Origin of the sequence: Gordonia amicalis (assembly GCF_022059885.1) — a bacterium.
Taxonomy (GTDB): Bacteria; Actinomycetota; Actinomycetes; order Mycobacteriales; family Mycobacteriaceae; genus Gordonia; species Gordonia amicalis.
On record NZ_CP091855.1, the window covers coordinates 2,112,595 to 2,130,199 of the forward strand.

Here is a 17,605-nt window from a genome sequence, read left to right on the forward strand (position 1 = left end):
TGTGCCCGTCGGGACGGTGACGGGGGAGATTCCGTCATCACCGGCGCGCGACCCGAGCGAAGAAGACCCAGACGAGCCGACCAGGAGATCGCCATGACGTATCCATCGGGGGGCTACGGGCAGCAGCCCGAGTCCGGCCAGTCCTACGGCCAGTACGGGAGTCCCTCGGGCTACCCGCAGGCCGGATCCCAGAACCCCGGATCGCAGGGGTCGCCGACCTCCGGTTCGGAGCAGTACGGCCAGCAGTACCCGCAGAGTGGTCAGCAGGGTTACGGCCAGAGCCCTCAGCAGAATTATGGGCAGCAGTACGGCCAGCAGCAGGGCTATGGGCAGCAGTACGGCCAGCAGCAGGGCTATGAACAGCAGGGTTACGGCCAGCAGGGCTACGGACAGTACGGCTATTCGCAGCAGCCGGCGAAGCCGCCGAGCCAGGGCCTGCCCGCGATCACGCCGACGATCCTGGCCGGTGTCATCGGCCTGTTCGGGCTCGTCGTGCTGTTCAGTGGTTTCCTCGCCGCCGCCAAGGCCTACGACTTCGAGGTGCAGCTGTTCCAGACGCAGTACAACGCCCCGTATGCGCTGGTCGCCGTCGCCGGTGTGCTCTCGCTCATCTGGCTGATCCCGGGCGTCAAGGTCGCCGCGGCACCGATCGTCGCATCGCTGACCGTCACGGCGTTCCTGATCACGCTGTTCCAGTTCCTCAACGTCGACGACAACGCCTCCGGCGCGATCGTCCAGCTGATCTTCTCGCTGCTCTCGGCGATCCTCGCGATCGTGTGGCTGCTCGTCGAGGCTGCGGTCATCAAGGTGGCGCCCGCGGTGGGAGCTCCGTCGTCCGCCACCGGACCGATCTCGACCGCGGCGTCGACCGCCGATGCCTCGGCGAGCCAGCCGGCCGCCGGTCAGGGTCAGGGCGATGCCCAGTCCGCCGCGTACGGCACCGGCAGCGGCCAGGCGCAGTACGGCCAGCAGTCGTCGGGCCAGCAGCCGTCGGCGAACTACGATCCGTCCGCGTACTCGCAGGCGCCCGGCACCGGCCAGAGCGGCTACCCGGGATCGGGCGCCCAGCCGGGACAGGCGTCGGCGCACGGTGAGTCCGGCTACGGCGGCTACAACCCGGGTCAGTACTCGGCGGGCGCCTCGGGAGCCTCGACCGGTGGTGGCGCGTCGGCGAGCCCGTCGGAATCGGAGGCCGGTCCGGCCGCCGATCACTCGACCACGGTCTTCCAGAAGCCCGAACCGCCCACGAGCAGCGGTAGCTGATCGGAGGCATACGAGGTGCCCCGCCGACACTCGTCGGCGGGGCACCGTCGTGTTCGGGGCCCGGCTCTCGTGACCTGAGACGCTTTCCGTCTCATCGCGGCGCGTCTCCGACGGCCCGGCGGCCACCCGTGCCACGCTCATGACGATGCCCACCTTCAGGCCCGACTCGACCGCGGATAACCTGGCGTCGCAGCTGCGCGCACTGCGACGATCCCGTCGTGCCCAGCGCAGCGCCGTCGAGGGTTCGGCCCGGCAGCTGGCCGTGGTCGCATTCACCGTTCCCGCGCTCGCCCTGGTCACGCTCATCGTCGTGATGCTGACGGTGCTACTGCTCGCGAGTAGCGGACTCACCGGCCTGCCGAGTGCGGTCGCGTCGAGCTGGTTGGCGATCCATCAGGTGCCGGTGACCATCAGCGGGGTCACGATCGGCGTGCTGCCGTTGCTGCCGACCCTGGTCGTCGCGATCGGCACCGCCCGCCTGACGACCCGCGCGATCGGTGGGAGTGGACCCACACAACGGTCGGCGCACGACCTGTTCGACGTCGGTGCCGTGGTGTGCTCGGCGATCGTCGGTCCGTTGCTGATCACCGCGATGTCCCTGGCCATCGTGATGGACGGCGGATCGGTGCTCCCGGTGCAGACGCCCAATGCGCTGATCGCCTTCGCCTACACGATCGGCATCCACGGCGGTGCGGCCCTGGCCGGCGTCACCTGGGTACGACGACACGACTTCGCAGCCCGGTGGGGGATGTCCTACGCCGACCGCCGCGGCTTCCGATACGGACTCGTCGCCGTGCTGGCATTGCTGGTCACCGGCGCGGTGCTGGTGTGCCTGCGCATGCTGATGCGGCACACCGAGATCGGTGAGCTGATCGAAACGGGCTACGACTTCGACGGTTTCCTCGGGCTCACCCTGCTGTCGCTCCTGTATCTCCCGAATCTGATGGTCGGCGCGACCGCTGTCCTCGTCGGTTCCGACGTACAGCTCGGCGCGATGACCGTCGACCTGTTCACCGTCCGCGGGGGAGCGGTCCCTCCCGTCCCCGCCCTCGCCGTCCTGCCCGACGGAACCGGTGCAGGCGACTGGGGCTTCCTCGGGCTGATCGCCCCCGCCGCCGTGGCGGTCTTCGTGGGCTGGCGCTGCCGCGACCTCAACCCGGTCGCGCATGTGCGCTCGATCGGGGTGGCCGCAGCCGTCGCCGCATCGGCCATGGCGATCCTGACCGCGACCGCCGGCGGATCGCTGGGCGAGTTCGGCGACGTCGCGGTCACCGTCTCCGCGGCCGGCGTCTTCACGCTCGGCTGGATCGCGGTGGTCGGCATCCTCCTCGCGCTCGTCTACGCCTTCCTCCCCTCGACCCGGGCCGCCCGCGCAGCCGTCGGGGACGAGTACTTCGACGACCCGGACGACCTCGGCTTCGAAGACGAGTACGTCATCGTCGCCGACCTCGACGAAGACGACGAATACGTCGAGTACACCGAGACCGACGACGGTGCGTACGAGGACGATGAGTACGGCGAGGGGTACGGCGACGAGGGGTACGGCGACGAGGGTGGCTACGAGGACGCCGAATACACCGAGGCGGACCACGCGGGGGACGACTCCGTCGACGGGTTCGTCCCGGCCGATGCGGACGACGTCCCGCCGTCGACCAATCGGATCCACCCCGACGACCTCGACGACAGCAACCTCGTCGACGACGCCGACTACGACCTCTACCCGGGAACACCCGGCGCGGGGCGTCGGCGCTGAGACCCGCTCATTCCCGCTCGACGTGCTGCTATTAGGCTCGCAGGCGTGACTTCGGAGACCGCGCCTGCACCAACACCTGTCGTGGTGATGGCGTCGGGCACCGGTTCCCTGCTCGAGTCGCTGCTCGCCCGTGCCGCCGCCGACGACGCTCCGTTCACGGTCGCGGCCATCGTGGTCGATCGCGTCTGCCGGGCCCAGGAGATCGCGCAACGCAACGAGATCCCGTTGATCACCTGCCGCGTCGGCGACCATGACGATCGGGCCGCCTGGGATCAGGCGCTCACCGACGCCGTCGCGGCGATCGATCCGGGCTGGGTGGTCACCGCGGGATTCATGAAGATCCTCGGTCCGGCCTTCCTCGAACGGTTCGGTGGACGAATCGTCAACAGCCATCCCGCGCTGCTGCCGGCGTTCCCGGGCGCGCACGGCGTGCCCGAGGCACTCGACTACGGCGTCAAGGTCACCGGTGCGACCGTCCACCTCGTGGACGAAGGCGTCGACACCGGCCCGATCCTGGCCCAGCAGGTGGTCACGGTCGACGACGACGACACCGTCGACACCTTGCACGAACGCATCAAAACGGTCGAGCGCGTGTTGCTCGCCGAAGTGGTGACCGCACTGGTCACCCGTGGAGTAGTCATCGATGGACGAAAGGCCCGCATCCCGTGAACGCACAGCCCGCTGACAGCGCCCGCCGACCCATCCGGCGCGCACTGGTGAGTGTCTACGACAAGAGCGGCCTGGCCGACCTCGCGACCGCACTGCAGGTCGTCGGGGTGGAGATCGTCTCGACGGGATCGACCGCCAAGACCATCGCCGACGCAGGTGTCCCCGTCGTGGAGGTCTCGACGCTGACCGGCTTCCCCGAGTGCCTCGACGGCCGGGTGAAGACCCTGCATCCCAAGGTGCACGCCGGCATCCTCGCCGACACCCGCAAGGACGACCACGTCGCCCAGCTCGCCGAATTGGGCGTCGCCGCATTCGATCTCGTCGTCGTGAACCTGTACCCGTTCACCGCGACCGTCGCCTCGGGCGCGACCCCCGACGAGTGCATCGAGCAGATCGACATCGGCGGCCCGTCGATGGTGCGCGGTGCCGCCAAGAACCACCCGTCGGTGGCCGTCGTGACCAGCCCCGGTGACTACGGTCTGGTGACCGAGGCGATCTCGGCCGGCGGCTTCACTCTCGCCGATCGGAAGAAGCTGGCCGCCAAGGCGTTCCGGCACACCGCCGACTACGACGTGGCCGTCGCCTCATGGATGTCGAGCGTGGCCGCACCGGAGGACGAGTCGCAGTTCCCGATCTGGGCGGGTGCCACCTGGAACCGCTCGGCCGTCCTGCGTTACGGCGAGAACCCGCACCAGGCCGCCGCCCTCTACGTCGGCAACGCCGGCGAAGGCGGCCTCGCCACCGCCGAGCAGTTGCACGGCAAGGAGATGAGCTACAACAACTACACCGACGCCGACGCCGCCTGGCGTGCCGCGTACGACTTCGACGCGCCGGCGGTCGCGATCATCAAGCACGCCAACCCGTGCGGCATCGCCGTCGGTGCCGACATCGCCGAGGCGCACCGCAAGGCCCACGCCTGCGACCCGGTCAGCGCCTACGGCGGCGTGATCGCCGCGAACCGCGAGATCACCGTCGAGATGGCCGAGCAGGTCGCCGAGATCTTCACCGAGGTCGTCGTTGCGCCCGGTTTCGCCGATGGCGCGCTCTCGGTGCTCACCCGCAAGAAGAACATCCGTGTGCTGGTGGCGACACCACCGTCGGCCACCGGTATCGAGACCAAGCCGGTCTCCGGTGGTCTGCTGATGCAGCAGCGCGACGTCCTCGACGCCGAGGGTGACAACCCCGCCAACTGGAACCTGGTCGCCGGTCCGCCGGCCGACGCCCAGACTCTCGCGGATCTCGAATTCGCCTGGCGTGCTTGTCGTTCGGTGAAGTCGAACGCGATCCTGCTGGCCGCCGACGGTGCCTCGGTCGGCGTCGGCATGGGGCAGGTCAACCGTGTCGACTCCGCCCATCTCGCCGTTCAGCGTGCCGGTGACCGCGCCTCGGGCAGTGTCGGTGCGTCCGACGCCTTCTTCCCGTTCCCGGATGGTCTCCAGGTGCTGCTGTCCGCGGGCGTCAAGGCGGTCGTGCAGCCGGGCGGTTCCATTCGTGACAACGAGGTCATCGAGGCGGCCGACGAGGCGGGCGTGACGCTCTACCTCACCGGGGCCCGCCATTTCGCTCACTGATCTCGCACTACTCGTCGTCGCCGGTTTCGGCGCGGGTCTGATCGGATACATCACCGGACTGGCGTCCATCGTCAGCTATCCCGCACTTCTCGCGGTCGGTCTCACCCCGATCGCGGCGAACGTGACCAACACGGTCGCACTCGTCGCGGTCGGGGTCGGCAGCACCGCCCAGTCGGGTAGGGCCCTGCTCGACGGCGATCGCCGACGCCTCGTCATCGGACTGTTCGCCGCACTCGTCGGCGGAACGATCGGCGCCGCACTACTTCTCGTCACGCCTGCCGAGGCATTCGAGGCGCTGGTCCCGTTCCTGGTGGCGATCGCGGCCATCGCGCTTCTCGTGCAACCGGTCCTGCGTCGGTGGGCGACCTCGCACGCCGAACGGCCGTGGATCTTCATCCTGGGACTGACGCTGATCTGCATCTACGGCGGCTACTTCGGTGCGGGTGCGGGCATCATGATCCTGGCGCTGATGCTGGTGGTCACCAGTGAGCCGTTATGGCGTGCGGCACTGTCGAAGTCGGTCTTCCTCGGGGTCGCCAACGCCGTCGCCGCGGTCGGGTTCATGATCTTCGGGCCGGTGGACTGGTGGGCCGCGCTCGCGATGGCGATCGGCTGCCTCCTCGGCGGCTGGTGCGGGCCGCCGGTGGTCAGGCGTCTGCCCGCCGGTCCGTTGCGGATCGTCGTCGGACTGTGCGGGCTCGGCCTCGCAGTGTGGCTCGCCTTCGCCTGAGTACGGATCAGGGCGACGATCGCGTCCTCGTGAGAGGTCCCCGAGGGCACATCGCCCTCGGACAGCGCTGAGATGGACGCGAACTTCGCGGTGTTTCGGTGTTTCGGTCAGCGTGAGCGCAATCCTGTCCGTCTCGTCGGCGGGCGACTACACAGGACGGGTGTCTGTTTCCGCACTGCCTGCCCCGCACCGCGACTGCTCGTCGAGCATGTCGTGTCCCGGGCCGGCGGCCGGAACGGAGTCGATGCGTCTGATGACGATCCACTCGATGAACTGGTCCGACGGGTCCCACCAATCGAGTTCGGAAACCGGTTGGGGACCTGACGTTCGGCCACCCGGTGTGGGATTCCGGCGACGTCCCGGACGAGGTGTACGAACTCGACAGCGCCGACAACGGATTCGCCGACGTCTGGCACACCGACGTGACGTTCATGCCGCGGCCGCCGATGTGTTCGATCCTGCGTCCGGTCGTGTTGCCGCGCAACGGCGGCGACACCAACTGGGCCGACGCCGAACTCGCGTATCTGTCGCTGTCCGAGCCGATCCGACGCCTCGTCGACGGTCTGACCGCGGTGCACGACGGCAGTCGCGAGTTCGGCTACTACCTCAAACAGCGCCGCGACGGGCGCGGAAACACCTGGGACGGCAAGGAAGTCACCGAACTCGTACCGGTGAGCCATCCGGTGGTGCGGGTGCATCCGGAGACCGGCCGCAAGTCGCTGTTCGTCAACCCGGGTTTCACCTCGCACATCGAGGGCGTGTCGGAGGCCGAGAGTCGCGGCATCCTCGACCTGCTCTACGCGCACATCATCAAGCCCGAGCACATCGTCCGCCACCGCTGGCGTCTGGGTGATCTCGTGCTGTGGGACAACCGCAACACGCTGCACTACGCCAACCGCGACTACGGCGACAACCGCAGCGTGATGCACCGCATCACGCTGCGCGGCGACGCTCCGGTCGGGCCGGCCTGAGGCGACCTTCGAGATCCGTATGACGTTGTGCCCGGAATCCGGGCACAACGTCATACGGATACTTTTGCCCTCGTATTCAACCAAGGGGTTGACAACGGCGCTCCGCGGGAGCATCGTCGTATTCAACTAATCGGTTGAGGAGGACGAATGGCCGACGAGCTGTCCAAGGTGTTCGCCGCACTCGCGGACCCGACCCGCCGCGACATGGTCGCGCGACTGGCGGACTCCGACGCGACGGTCAGCCAGCTCGCCGAGCCGTACGACGTCAGCATCCAGGCGGTCTCCAAGCACCTGAAGGTGCTCGAGGATGCCGGCCTGGTGACCCGAACCCGAGAGGCCCAGAAACGTCCAGTCCATCTGGAAGCCGAGGTGTTCGACCTCATGACCAAGTGGATCGAGCGGTACCGACGGCGGGCGGAAGAGCGCTACCAGCGACTCGACGTACTGCTCGCCGAGATGAACGACGGACCCGAGGCGGAACGTCCCGAGGGTCAGAACGACAAGACAACCGATAACGACACGACAACGAGGAAAGGAAAGGCGTCATGAGCACCACACAGACCCGCTATCCCGAGGCCGCCATCGAAGCCGACAAGGAGGTCCCGATCATCCGGATCACCCGCGACTTCCGTGGCACCCCCGCCCAGCTGATGAAGGCGCACACCGATCCCGATCTGTTCGTCCGCTGGATCGGCCCCGACGCCATCACCAGCCGGATCCTCGAATGGGATGTGCGCGACGGCGGCAGCTGGCGCTACGTCTCGACCCACGAGGGTCAGGAGTTCGGCTTCCGCGGCTGCTTCCACACCGTGGGTGAGGACAAGATCGTGCAGACCTTCACCTTCCTCGGGATGCCCGACCAGGTGTCGCTGGAGACGCTGTGGTTCGAGGACCTCGGCGACGGCACGACGCGCCTGCACGCCCAATCCCTGTGCGACAGTTTCGAAGCCCGCGACGGCTGGCTCGCGTCGGGCATGGAGGTCGGCGTCAACGAGGGGTATGCCGCCCTCGACCGGCTGCTCGAGTCCGGCGAGCTGTAGAACCATGGCACTGGCAGAACTCGACGCCGCAGACCGGCACCGTGCGGTCGCGGCCCGATTCGCCGACGTGATCGCCGACGTCTCCGACTGGGAGGCGCCGACACCGGTCGACGGCTGGGTCGCGCGCGATGTCGTGGCCCACCTCGTCGACTGGTTCACCGGGTTCCTCGACGCCGGGGGCGTGCGGTTGCCGGGCGGGCCCGCGGTCGCCGACGACCCGGCGGCGGCCTGGTCGGCGCATGCGGCAGCGGTGCAAGAATTGCTCGACGGGCCGTCGGCGCGGGAGACCTTCACCCACCCGATGGCGGGGGAGCACCGCCTCGCCGACGCGGTCGACCGGTTCTACACCGCCGACGTCTTCATGCACACCTGGGACCTCGCCCGGTCGCAGGGCGCGACCCCCGACCTCGACACCGCCTATGCGCAGGTGCTGCTCGACGGGATGATCCCCATCGACGAGTTGCTGCGGAGCTCGGGTCAGTACGGACCCGCCGTCGACGTGCCCGACGACGCCGACACCGTCAGCCGCCTGATGGGCTTCGTCGGGCGCGACCCCGCTGCCGGCTGAGCCGGTTCCGAGCGTAGCGAGGCACCGCGTCGAAGCCCCTGGGTGACCACCCGACAGTGCGCACGCACATCACAACTCGGAGTAGCGTGGATCACGTGCCAGAGGACAATTTCACCACCCATGGTTCTCAGTCGACCGAAACCCGCCATCCTTCACCCCGCACCCTGGGTGAACTGCGTGCCAGCGGCCATGTGCAGCGCAGTGTGCGCGACGAGATCCGCAACAATCTGCTGACCGCGCTCCGCGAGAGTCGCGACCCGTGGCCGGGGATCGTCGGCTTCGAGGCCACCGTCATCCCCCAGCTCGAGCGCGCGCTCATCGCAGGTCACGACGTCGTGATGCTCGGCGAGCGCGGACAGGGCAAGACCCGCATCCTGCGCACCCTCGTCGGGCTCCTCGACGAGTGGACGCCGGTGATCGCCGGATCAGAGCTCGGCGAGCACCCGTACGAGCCGATCACCCCCGCGTCGATCCGCAAGGCCGCGAACCTGCTCGACGATCTGCCGATCGAATGGCGTCACCGCTCGCAGCGCTACAGCGAGAAGCTCGCCACCCCCGACACCTCGGTGGCCGACCTCGTCGGCGACATCGACCCGATGAAGGTGGCCGAGGGTCGCAGTCTGGGCGATCCGGAGACCATCCACTTCGGCCTCATCCCGCGTGCACATCGCGGGATCGTCGCGATCAACGAGTTGCCGGATCTGGCCGAGCGCATCCAGGTCTCGATGCTCAACGTGATGGAGGAGCGCGACATCCAGGTCCGCGGCTACACACTGCGGCTCCCGCTCGACGTGCTCGTGATGGCGAGTGCGAACCCGGAGGACTACACCAACCGCGGTCGCATCATCACTCCGCTGAAGGACCGGTTCGGCGCCGAGATCCGCACGCACTACCCGCTCGAACTCGACGACGAGGTCGCCGTCATCGAGCAGGAGGCCGACCTCACCGCGAGTGTCCCGACCTTCATCGTCGAGATCCTGGCGCGGTTCACCCGTTACGCCCGCGACCACCCGTCCATCGACCAGCGTTCGGGTGTCTCGGCCCGCTTCTCGATCGCCGGGGCCGAAACCGTTGCCGCCGCGGCACTTCACCGCGCGACGGTCACCGGCGAGGACCAGGCGGTCGCGCGTGTCGTCGATCTCGAGTCGGTGGTCGAGGTGCTGCGCGGCAAGATCGAGTTCGAGTCCGGCGAGGAGGGGCGCGAGCTGGAGATCCTCGAGCACCTCATGCGCAAGTCCGTCGCCGACACCGTCCGCGCACATCTCGGCGGAATCGACATGGCGGCGCTCGTCGACGCCCTCGAGAACGGTGAGCCGGTCGTGACCGGTGACCGCGTGCGGGCTGTCGACTTCCTGGGCTCGATCCCGTCCCCGGAGACAACCGGGAATGTGCTCGACGCGATCGCCGAGCGCCTCGAGGCCGACATCGAAGGCGAGCGGGCGAGTGCCGTCGAGTTGGCACTCGAGGGTCTGTTCCTGGCGCGTCGGATCGGCAAGGAAGCCGACGAGGCGGGCCAGACCATCTACGGCTGAGGAGAACACATTGGCGCGCAAGAGCTTCCATCGTTCGCGCTACCAGCGGTACACCGGTGGGCCCGACCCGCTCGCCCCGCCTGTCGACCTGCGTGAGGCGCTGGAGACGATCGGCGACGACGTCATGGCCGGTGCGTCGCCGCAGCGTGCCCTGCGGGAGTTGCTGCGCCGGGGCACCCCGAACATGCGCGGCCTCGACAAGCTCCGGGAACAGGTCAACCGGCGTCGGCAGGAGCTGCTGAAGAAGCGCAACCTCGACGGCACGTTCGCCGAGATCCGCGAGCTCCTCGACCGCGCCGTCCTCGAGGAGCGCAAGCAACTCGCCCGCGATCTCGACGACGACGCGCGCTTCGCGGAGATGCAGATCGGCAGCCTCCCGCCGTCGACCGCGCAGGCCGTCGAAGAGCTGTCGGAGTACAACTGGCGCAGCCCCCAGGCCCGGGAGGACTACGAGAAGATCAAGGACCTCCTCGGCCGCGAGCTGCTCGATCAGCGGTTCGCCGGAATGAAGGAGGCGCTCGAAGGCGCCACCGAGGCCGACCGGCAGCGGGTCTCGGACATGCTCAAAGATCTCAACGAGCTGCTCGAGGCGCACAACCGCGGTGAGGACACGTCGGAGATGTTCGACGAGTTCATGGACGCCCATGGCGACTTCTTCCCGGAGAATCCGCGCAACACCGAAGAACTCATCGACTCGCTGGCCCAGCGTGCCGCCGCGGCGCAGCAGTTCTACAACTCGCTCACCCCGGAGCAGCAGGCCGAGCTGGACCAGCTGGCGCAGCAGGCATTCGGTTCGCCGGACCTGATGAGTCAACTCGCGCAGATGGATTCACAACTCCGCGCGGCGCGGCCCGGGCTGGACTGGGACAACGCGCAGTCGTTCTCGGGGGACCAGCCGATGGGACTGGGGGAGGGTGCCGAGGCGCTCCGCGACATCTCCGAACTGGAAGCGTTGTCCGAGCAGTTGTCCCAGCAGTACGCCGGAGCGCAGATGGACGACATCGACCTCGACGCTCTCGCACGGCAACTCGGCGACGAGGCGGCGGTCGACGCGCGGATGCTCGCCGAACTCGAGAAAGCGCTGTCGGAGGAGGGGTTCTTCGACCGTGCCGCGGACGGGCAACTCCGGTTGAGTCCCAAGGCGATGCGGCAACTCGGGCAGTCGATCTTCCGTGACATCGCCGAGCAGTTGTCGGGACGTCGAGGCGATCGTCAGACCCGGCGCACCGGTCTGCTCGGTGAGCCGACCGGCGCCAGCCGCGAATGGGAGTTCGGCGACACCGACCCCTGGGATGTCACCCGAACGGTGTCAAATGCGGTGTTGCGCACTGTCTCCGAGACCACCGAGCCGTCGCTGGCGACGTCGGAGATGGCGCGGTCCGGAGTGCGGATCGACGTCCGCGACGTCGAGGTCGCGGAGACCGAGAGCCGCACCCAGGCGGCGGTCGTGCTGCTCGTCGACACCTCGTTCTCCATGGAGATGGAGGGTCGCTGGACACCGATGAAGCGCACCGCGATCGCGTTGAACCACCTGATCTCGACCCGCTTCCGCAGCGACGAACTACATCTCATCGCCTTCGGCCGCTACGCGAGGTCCATCGACATCGCGGAACTGACCGGACTGCAACCACGGATGGAGCAGGGCACCAACCTGCACCACGCGCTGTTGCTGGCGCAGCGGCACCTGCGTCGCTTCCCGAACGCACAACCGGTGGTCCTGGTGGTCACCGACGGCGAACCCACCGCGCATCTCGACCCCAGTGGTGAACCGTTCTTCTTCTACCCGCCGCACCCGCAGACGATCGCGTTGACCGTGCGCGAGCTCGACCACGTCGCCCGGCTCGGCGCGCAGGTCACGTTCTTCCGTCTCGGTGAGGACCCAGGCCTGGCCCACTTCATGGACCAGATCGCGCGCCGGATCGGCGGTCGCGTCGTGGCACCGGACGTCGACGGCCTCGGCGCCGCCGTGGTCGGGGACTACCTGAAGTCCCGGAAGGGTCGTCGTCGACGCGGCTGACCGGCGGGCGCCGGCTCAGGCCGTGCGCGGCCTACGTCCGGCGATGGCCCACAGCACGATCCCGATCAGCAGGAGGACGGCGCCGAATCCGCCACCGAAGACGGCCAGGAGAACCCCGCCGACACCACTGAAGATGCCGCCGAGGTCGATCGTGGCGACCACGACGCGGTCGCTGCAGAGGAACGAATAGGTTCCCGCCTCGACCACCTCGTAGGAGTCGAAGGACCGCACCTGGGTGCCGTCGTAGGGGAATTCGGCCGTCACGTCGGTACCGCGTTCGAGTGCCGCCGGTCCGGTGATCTCACAGGAGGGCGTCGCGGCGGTGTTGTCGGGGCGGAAGAGGGCGAAGGTGTCCCCGGCGTCGTATCGGTGCTCGGCCCGTGGGTCGACGACGAAGGCCTGGTCCGCCTGATCGACCACCTGGCTGATCCCGCTGACGGCCAGCACCACGCCGACCGCGACCGATGCGACGAGGATCACGACACCGACGGCGGTGAGGATCTTGCCCCAGAGTCGCATCCCGGTCCGGTCCTTGGGGGGCGCGGGCGGCGGGTAACCGCCGTACCCGTACGGGCCGGGCTGGTTCGGGCCGGGCTGATATGGATTCGGCGCGCCGGACGAACCGGGATCGTAGGGCTGGCCCATGGGTCGCCTCCGGTGTAGGTCGGGCGGGTGTCCGTCCGGGGTGAGTGAATTATGCCCCACATGCGTCGGGCGGTGGGCGGATCGTCGTCGGGGTCGGCTCAGGGTCGAAATCAGGGTGGTCTGACTGCGGTGCGGCCACTAGGGTTTCCAGACGTGACCTCTTCCGGCGATCTCCCCGCACCCGACGATCGGCGGGCGCGTCTGCGTGCCGCCGACGCCGACCGGGAACTGGTGCACGAAATCCTGTCCGCAGCCATGGCTCACGGCAGCCTCTCGCCCGTCGAGTACGAGGAGCGTGCGGGAAAAGCCATGATGGCCAAGACCTTCGGCGATCTCGACGAGTTGACCGATGACCTCCCGATCGCGCAGCTCGGCGTGGCGATGCCGGCGCCGTCGATGTCGCCGGGCCCCCGGGTGACCGGTGGGAGTTCCGATGCGGCGGTGCGCCATCGCCTGGCCATCATGTCCGGTAGCGAATTGTCGGGGACCGCGGTGGTGGCCGACGCCCTCACCGCGACGGCGATCATGGGGGCCGTCGAGATCGACCTGCGCGAGGTCGAGTTCACCGCACCGGTTCTCACCATCCAGTGCATCGCGATCATGGGCGGCGTCGAGATCAGGGCCCCCGAGGGCGTGACCGTCGAGATCGGCGGCCTCGGGATCATGGGCGGCTTCGGCGGGAAGTCGCAGAAGTCGCCACGGCCGGGTGCGCCGGTCGTGCGCGTGACCGGGCTCGCGCTGATGGGCGGCGTCGAGGTGAAGGTCGTGCCGCGCGAAGATCCCGACGCGTGACCGAGCCCGCGCGGTCAGCGGTCATCAGGCGAGAAGCAGGGCGATGACGGCGATGGCCGGGATCGACGCGAGTGTGGTGATCAGCGCGGTGTCCCGCGCCAGGATCTGCCCGCGCCGGTAGCGGGTGGCGTAGACGAGGACGTTCTGCGCGGTCGGCAGTGCGGCGATCACGACCTGGGCGAACAGTGCCTCACCGGTCTGGCCGAATCCCCACCGCGCGATCGCGTACACCGTCAGCGGCATCACGACCATCTTCAGTGCCGCGGCGAGCGCGATGTCGCGGCGCGGGCTCTCACCCTTCTTGAACACCTGGACGCCGGTCAGCGACAGACCGAAGGCCAGCAGCGCCGCCGGCACCGATGCGTCACCGAGCATCTTCAGCGGTGACATCACTGCCGCGGGTGGCATCACACCGAGCACCGACACGAACAGCCCGGCGATGCCGCCGACGACGATCGGGTTCGGTGATCGGGGCGATGAGCGAATCACGGACGATCGAGGTCTCGGTGTTCCGTTCGAGGGCGGTGAGGTCGAGGGCCAACAGTGCCATCGGGGAGTAGATGACGATCTGGAACAGAAGCAGTGGCGCGATGAACGACGCGTCGTCGAGGACGAAGATCGCAATCGGGAGGCCGAGATTGACGCTGTTGACATACGACGACGAGAGCGCGCCGATCACGAGTTCCGGGACTGGGCGTCGTAACCACAGCTTGGCGATCACGAGGTAGATGACGCCCATGAGCATCGCGCTACCACCGGCGATCACCAGCGTCGAGGAGAAGACGACCGACAGGTCCGTGGTGACCAGCGAATGGAACAGCAGCGCCGGGGTGAAGACGAAGAACACCAAGCGGGACAGGACTTCATGTGCGTGATCGCCGATCACATGCGTCCGCCCGAGGAGATAGCCGACCCCGACTACTATGAAGATCACCGTGAAGCCGGAGATGACGCCAGACACCGCTCGAGTCTATTCATTAGGGTGATGAACGGATTTATCGGATCGAACGAGGGGGTTACGGGTGTCATATCCACCGGGACAGGGCTCGGGCCAGGGCCAGGACGACTGGGGGACGGTGCCGAGCCCCGGGGCGGCGGACGGATCGGGAGGGTCGCGCCCGAACCTGAACAAGGGTGACCAGGGTCAGGGTTCCCCGGACTACGCGCCGACCGAGTTCGGTCAGACATACCAACCGGGACCTTCCTCCGATCCGCAGGGTCAGAATTCGCAGGGTCAGAATCCGTACGGACAGAACCCGTATGGGCAGAACCCCTATGGCCAGAACTCATACGGACAGAACCCGTACGGCCAGGACCAGAATCCGTACGGTCAGCCGCCGGGGACGGGCTACGGCCAGTACAGCGATCCCTACCAGGCCGGGCAGGCGCCCGCTTACGGATCGGCCGCCTACGGTGCCCAGAATCCTTACGGCGCTGCGCCTTACGGAGGTTACGGTTACGGCGCTCCGCAGAAGAGCACCAACGGCAAGGCGATCGGCGCACTCATCTGCGGCATCGTCGCCCTGGTCATGCTTGCCGCGTGCTTCCCGCTCGCGCTGCCCCTCGGAATCGCGGGTGTCGTCCTCGGCTTCATGTCGCGGCGTGAGGTGGAGCAGTCGGCCGGAAACCAGACCGGTGCCGGCATGGGCCTCGCCGGCATCATCACCGGCGCATTGGGAATCCTCGGCGCGATCGTGTGGATCGTGCTGTTCATCATCCTGATCGCGGCCGGCAACTCGACGGACTCGGTCTACTACTACTGAACGAATTTCGGCCGATCTGAGCTTGCGATCGTCGACTTCTGCCCAGTTCGAGGCGTTTTCTCACTACTCTGTGACCTGCGCAGCCATGTGCATGAACGATCCTCGCGCCGCGACGACGCACGGCTTGGAAGGGCACCTGATGTCGAACCCGACCGGAGGCGGGGATCCGCGCGATCCGTCCTCCACACCCCAGTCCCCGTCGGATCAGGTACCGCCGGATTCGGCACCCGACCCGAATCCTTCTCCGGGGGAGCCGACGCAGAAGGTGTCGGCCGCAGAGCTCCTCGGCGAATCCGGCGATCGCCCAGCAGGTTCGGAGGAGACGACCGAGCCGGTGCCCTCGACGCCGGACACCCGCTCGCCCGACACCTCGACACCCCTGACCTCGACGCCGGGCGCCGGTCCGGAAGGCACGTCGGTGCCGCAGTCGCACAGCCCGGCCGACGGTGTCACCCGCGTCATCAGCACTGGTGGCGCACGTGCCGGGGGTGCACCTCAGGGTCATACCGCGCCGCCCGCACCGCCCGGTCCGCCACCGTCGGGGTACGACTCGACACGCGTGATCTCGACCCGCCCTCCGGGTGGTCCGGTGGGCCGGGTGGACCTCCGCAACCGGGTTACGGCCCGCCGCCGGGTTACGGCCGGCAGGGTCCGGGGCAGCAGGGGCCGGGGCAGCAGAATCACCGGCAGCCGGCGCCGCCCGGGTACGGACCGCAGGGGACCCCGCCCGGCTACGGCGGGGCCTACGGACAGCCCGGTCAGCCGGCGCCAGGAGGTCGGCCCGGGTACGGTCCGTCACCTCAGCAGCAGGCGCCCGCGGGGCCGCCGCCCGGACAGCATGCGTTCGGCGATGATCCTCGGCCCGGCCTGACCCCCAAGACGAATACGCTTGCGGTGGCTGCGCTGGTCGCCTCGCTGCTCGGTCTCGTGTGTGTCGGCATCGGCGGCCTGGTCGGACTCGTACTCGGCGTGGTGGCGCGCAGACAGATCGCGGCGTCAGGCGGTGGGCAGACCGGCGACGGCCTCGCGCTGACGGCCATCGTCATCGGCTTGTTCATCGTCGTCATGTGGGTGGCGTACTGGCTCGTCGTCGCGTTCACGGGAGTGGAAAGTCCCTGGTCGTACATCTGACGCGGATCTGCGGAGCGTCGTACGGATGACCATTTTGGAGCTGGGCGGTCCCGCCAGGTAGTCTGGTCGGGTTGTGTGCCGCGCCCGCGGGGGCCGATAGGCGCACTGACTCGGGTCGATCGGTGACGCGCAGCGTTGCCGGCGGCCACGCAGACCACAGTAGGAGAAGGGCTCAACCATGGCTGTACCGAAGCGCCGGATGTCGCGGGCGAACACCCGTAGCCGTCGTTCGCAGTGGAAGGCGGAAAACCCCGCACTGCAGGAAGAAAAGGTCAACGGCGTCCCCGTGCGGATTCCGCGTCGACTCGTGAAGGCCGCTCGCGCGGGCATCATCGATCTGGATCGTCGCTAGCCTTTTCCCGGTTGCCGCCTCGGCACCGCGATTTCTACACGGACGGCCGTCCCCGGTTTACCGGGGGCGGCCATTCGTATGCCGTCGGCGGACCGGCGTCCTGGTCGTGAGGAGGGTCTGAGGTGCTTCTCGACGTGCTGAACTTCGCGGGTGTCGCGGTGTTCGCGGCCTCCGGTGCGATGGTCGGTGTCCGCAAGGACTTCGACATGTGGGGCATCGTGACCGTCGGAGTGCTCACCGGCGCCGGTGGCGGGGTCCTGCGGGACGTCCTGCTCGGCATCACCCCACCCTCGTCGGTCCAGGGCTTCGGCAACGCGCTGACCGGCACGATCGCCAGTCTGCTCGTCTTCGCCTTCCATCCGGCCTTCACGAAACTGCGCCGGTCGATCCTCGTCCTCGACGCCTTCGGGATGGGCCTGTTCGCGACGACCGGGGCGTCGATCGCCGTCGACGTCGGAGCGAGCGCGTTCGCCGCCACCGCCGTCGGACTCATGACCGCAATCGGCGGCGGCGTCCTGCGGGATGTGATCTCCAACGAGATCCCGCTGCTCCTCCAGCCCGCGGACCTCTATGCGATCCCCGCGCTGCTCGGCGCCACGATCGTCGCGGTCGGTTCCTACCACACCCCCGTCCCGCACTGGGTCTGGCTGACGGTCGGGTCGATCCTCGCCACCGGTCTGCGTCTGCTCGGACTGAAGTTCGGGTGGCGACTCCCGACGGCCCGGCACTGACCGCCGCCTCGCAGACCCACCCACCCCGCAAACCCACCACTTTTCCAGATATCCACCCCATTGTCGGGTGGTGGAAA

17 protein-coding genes and 2 pseudogenes are annotated in these 17,605 nt (G+C 68.3%); 16 read left to right on the forward strand and 3 right to left on the reverse strand.

Annotated elements, in window-relative coordinates; all coding sequences use genetic code 11:
• The first annotated feature begins 93 nt into the window (after positions 1-93).
• The 11 genes and pseudogenes from IHQ52_RS09730 to IHQ52_RS09780 all read left to right on the forward strand — a co-directional run bounded on the left by IHQ52_RS09730 (position 94) and on the right by IHQ52_RS09780 (position 12,114).
• Positions 94-1,263, forward strand: a complete 1,170-nt coding sequence (locus IHQ52_RS09730) for a DUF5336 domain-containing protein (protein WP_238064226.1) — start codon at positions 94-96, stop codon at positions 1,261-1,263.
• Between the two features lie 145 nt (positions 1,264-1,408).
• On the forward strand, positions 1,409-3,016 hold the full coding sequence (locus IHQ52_RS09735; RefSeq protein ID WP_096274919.1) for a cell division protein PerM: 1,608 nt from the start codon (positions 1,409-1,411) through the stop codon (positions 3,014-3,016).
• Between the two features lie 45 nt (positions 3,017-3,061).
• Positions 3,062-3,685, forward strand: coding sequence for a phosphoribosylglycinamide formyltransferase (purN, locus tag IHQ52_RS09740; protein ID WP_006436164.1), 624 nt, complete (start codon positions 3,062-3,064; stop codon positions 3,683-3,685).
• The gene (purH, locus tag IHQ52_RS09745; RefSeq protein WP_238064227.1) at positions 3,682-5,256 is read left to right on the forward strand and encodes a bifunctional phosphoribosylaminoimidazolecarboxamide formyltransferase/IMP cyclohydrolase; all 1,575 of its coding nucleotides are present in this window, start codon (positions 3,682-3,684) and stop codon (positions 5,254-5,256) included. Before purN ends, purH begins: the two co-directional genes overlap by 4 nt.
• A complete protein-coding gene (locus tag IHQ52_RS09750; protein WP_238064280.1) occupies positions 5,243-5,986 on the forward strand; it encodes a sulfite exporter TauE/SafE family protein in 744 nt (247 codons plus the stop codon). The genes purH and IHQ52_RS09750 overlap by 14 nt, the downstream gene beginning before the upstream one ends.
• A 294-nt stretch (positions 5,987-6,280) precedes the next feature.
• Positions 6,281-6,957, forward strand: a pseudogene (locus tag IHQ52_RS09755) (TauD/TfdA dioxygenase family protein); the annotation flags it as partial.
• Between the two features lie 147 nt (positions 6,958-7,104).
• Positions 7,105-7,506 carry an ArsR/SmtB family transcription factor gene (locus tag IHQ52_RS09760; RefSeq protein ID WP_238064228.1) on the forward strand — a complete coding sequence of 134 codons (402 nt, stop codon included), beginning with the start codon at positions 7,105-7,107 and terminating at the stop codon, positions 7,504-7,506.
• Positions 7,503-7,997, forward strand: coding sequence for an SRPBCC family protein (locus IHQ52_RS09765; protein ID WP_006436170.1), 495 nt, complete (start codon positions 7,503-7,505; stop codon positions 7,995-7,997). The genes IHQ52_RS09760 and IHQ52_RS09765 overlap by 4 nt, the downstream gene beginning before the upstream one ends.
• Before the next feature lie 4 nt (positions 7,998-8,001).
• On the forward strand, positions 8,002-8,565 hold the full coding sequence (locus IHQ52_RS09770) for a maleylpyruvate isomerase family mycothiol-dependent enzyme (RefSeq protein WP_238064229.1): 564 nt from the start codon (positions 8,002-8,004) through the stop codon (positions 8,563-8,565).
• A gap of 86 nt (positions 8,566-8,651) precedes the next feature.
• On the forward strand, positions 8,652-10,097 hold the full coding sequence (locus IHQ52_RS09775) for a sigma 54-interacting transcriptional regulator (protein ID WP_006436172.1): 1,446 nt from the start codon (positions 8,652-8,654) through the stop codon (positions 10,095-10,097).
• Positions 10,098-10,107: 10 nt separating this feature from the next.
• Positions 10,108-12,114 carry a vWA domain-containing protein gene (locus tag IHQ52_RS09780; protein ID WP_006436173.1) on the forward strand — a complete coding sequence of 669 codons (2,007 nt, stop codon included), beginning with the start codon at positions 10,108-10,110 and terminating at the stop codon, positions 12,112-12,114.
• 15 nt (positions 12,115-12,129) lie between these two features.
• On the opposite strand, the gene IHQ52_RS09785 is transcribed toward IHQ52_RS09780, so the two are convergent.
• A complete protein-coding gene (locus tag IHQ52_RS09785; RefSeq protein ID WP_006436174.1) occupies positions 12,130-12,759 on the reverse strand; it encodes a hypothetical protein in 630 nt (209 codons plus the stop codon).
• Positions 12,760-12,912: 153 nt separating this feature from the next.
• Between IHQ52_RS09785 and IHQ52_RS09790 the strand changes: the two genes are divergently transcribed.
• Positions 12,913-13,551 carry a DUF1707 SHOCT-like domain-containing protein gene (locus IHQ52_RS09790; RefSeq protein ID WP_024499995.1) on the forward strand — a complete coding sequence of 213 codons (639 nt, stop codon included), beginning with the start codon at positions 12,913-12,915 and terminating at the stop codon, positions 13,549-13,551.
• 24 nt (positions 13,552-13,575) lie between these two features.
• Here the strand turns inward: IHQ52_RS09790 and IHQ52_RS09795 are convergent.
• Positions 13,576-14,512, reverse strand: a pseudogene (locus IHQ52_RS09795) (AEC family transporter).
• A 61-nt stretch (positions 14,513-14,573) separates the two neighbouring features.
• Between IHQ52_RS09795 and IHQ52_RS09805 the strand changes: the two are divergent.
• Positions 14,574-15,314, forward strand: coding sequence for a DUF4190 domain-containing protein (locus IHQ52_RS09805; protein WP_024499996.1), 741 nt, complete (start codon positions 14,574-14,576; stop codon positions 15,312-15,314).
• Between the two features lie 204 nt (positions 15,315-15,518).
• On the opposite strand, the gene IHQ52_RS09810 is transcribed toward IHQ52_RS09805, so the two are convergent.
• Entirely contained in the window at positions 15,519-15,776 is a 258-nt protein-coding gene (locus IHQ52_RS09810; RefSeq protein WP_238064231.1) for a hypothetical protein, read from the reverse strand.
• A gap of 432 nt (positions 15,777-16,208) precedes the next feature.
• On the opposite strand from IHQ52_RS09810, the gene IHQ52_RS09815 reads away from it, so the two are divergent.
• From IHQ52_RS09815 to IHQ52_RS09825, 3 genes are all read left to right on the forward strand, one after another.
• Complete coding sequence (locus IHQ52_RS09815; protein ID WP_024499998.1) at positions 16,209-16,445, forward strand: DUF4190 domain-containing protein; 237 nt, start codon at positions 16,209-16,211, stop codon at positions 16,443-16,445.
• 178 nt (positions 16,446-16,623) lie between these two features.
• A complete protein-coding gene (gene rpmF, locus IHQ52_RS09820; protein ID WP_005193867.1) occupies positions 16,624-16,797 on the forward strand; it encodes a 50S ribosomal protein L32 in 174 nt (57 codons plus the stop codon).
• 122 nt (positions 16,798-16,919) lie between these two features.
• The gene (locus IHQ52_RS09825) at positions 16,920-17,528 is read left to right on the forward strand and encodes a trimeric intracellular cation channel family protein (protein ID WP_024499999.1); all 609 of its coding nucleotides are present in this window, start codon (positions 16,920-16,922) and stop codon (positions 17,526-17,528) included.
• The last annotated feature ends 77 nt before the right edge of the window (positions 17,529-17,605 follow it).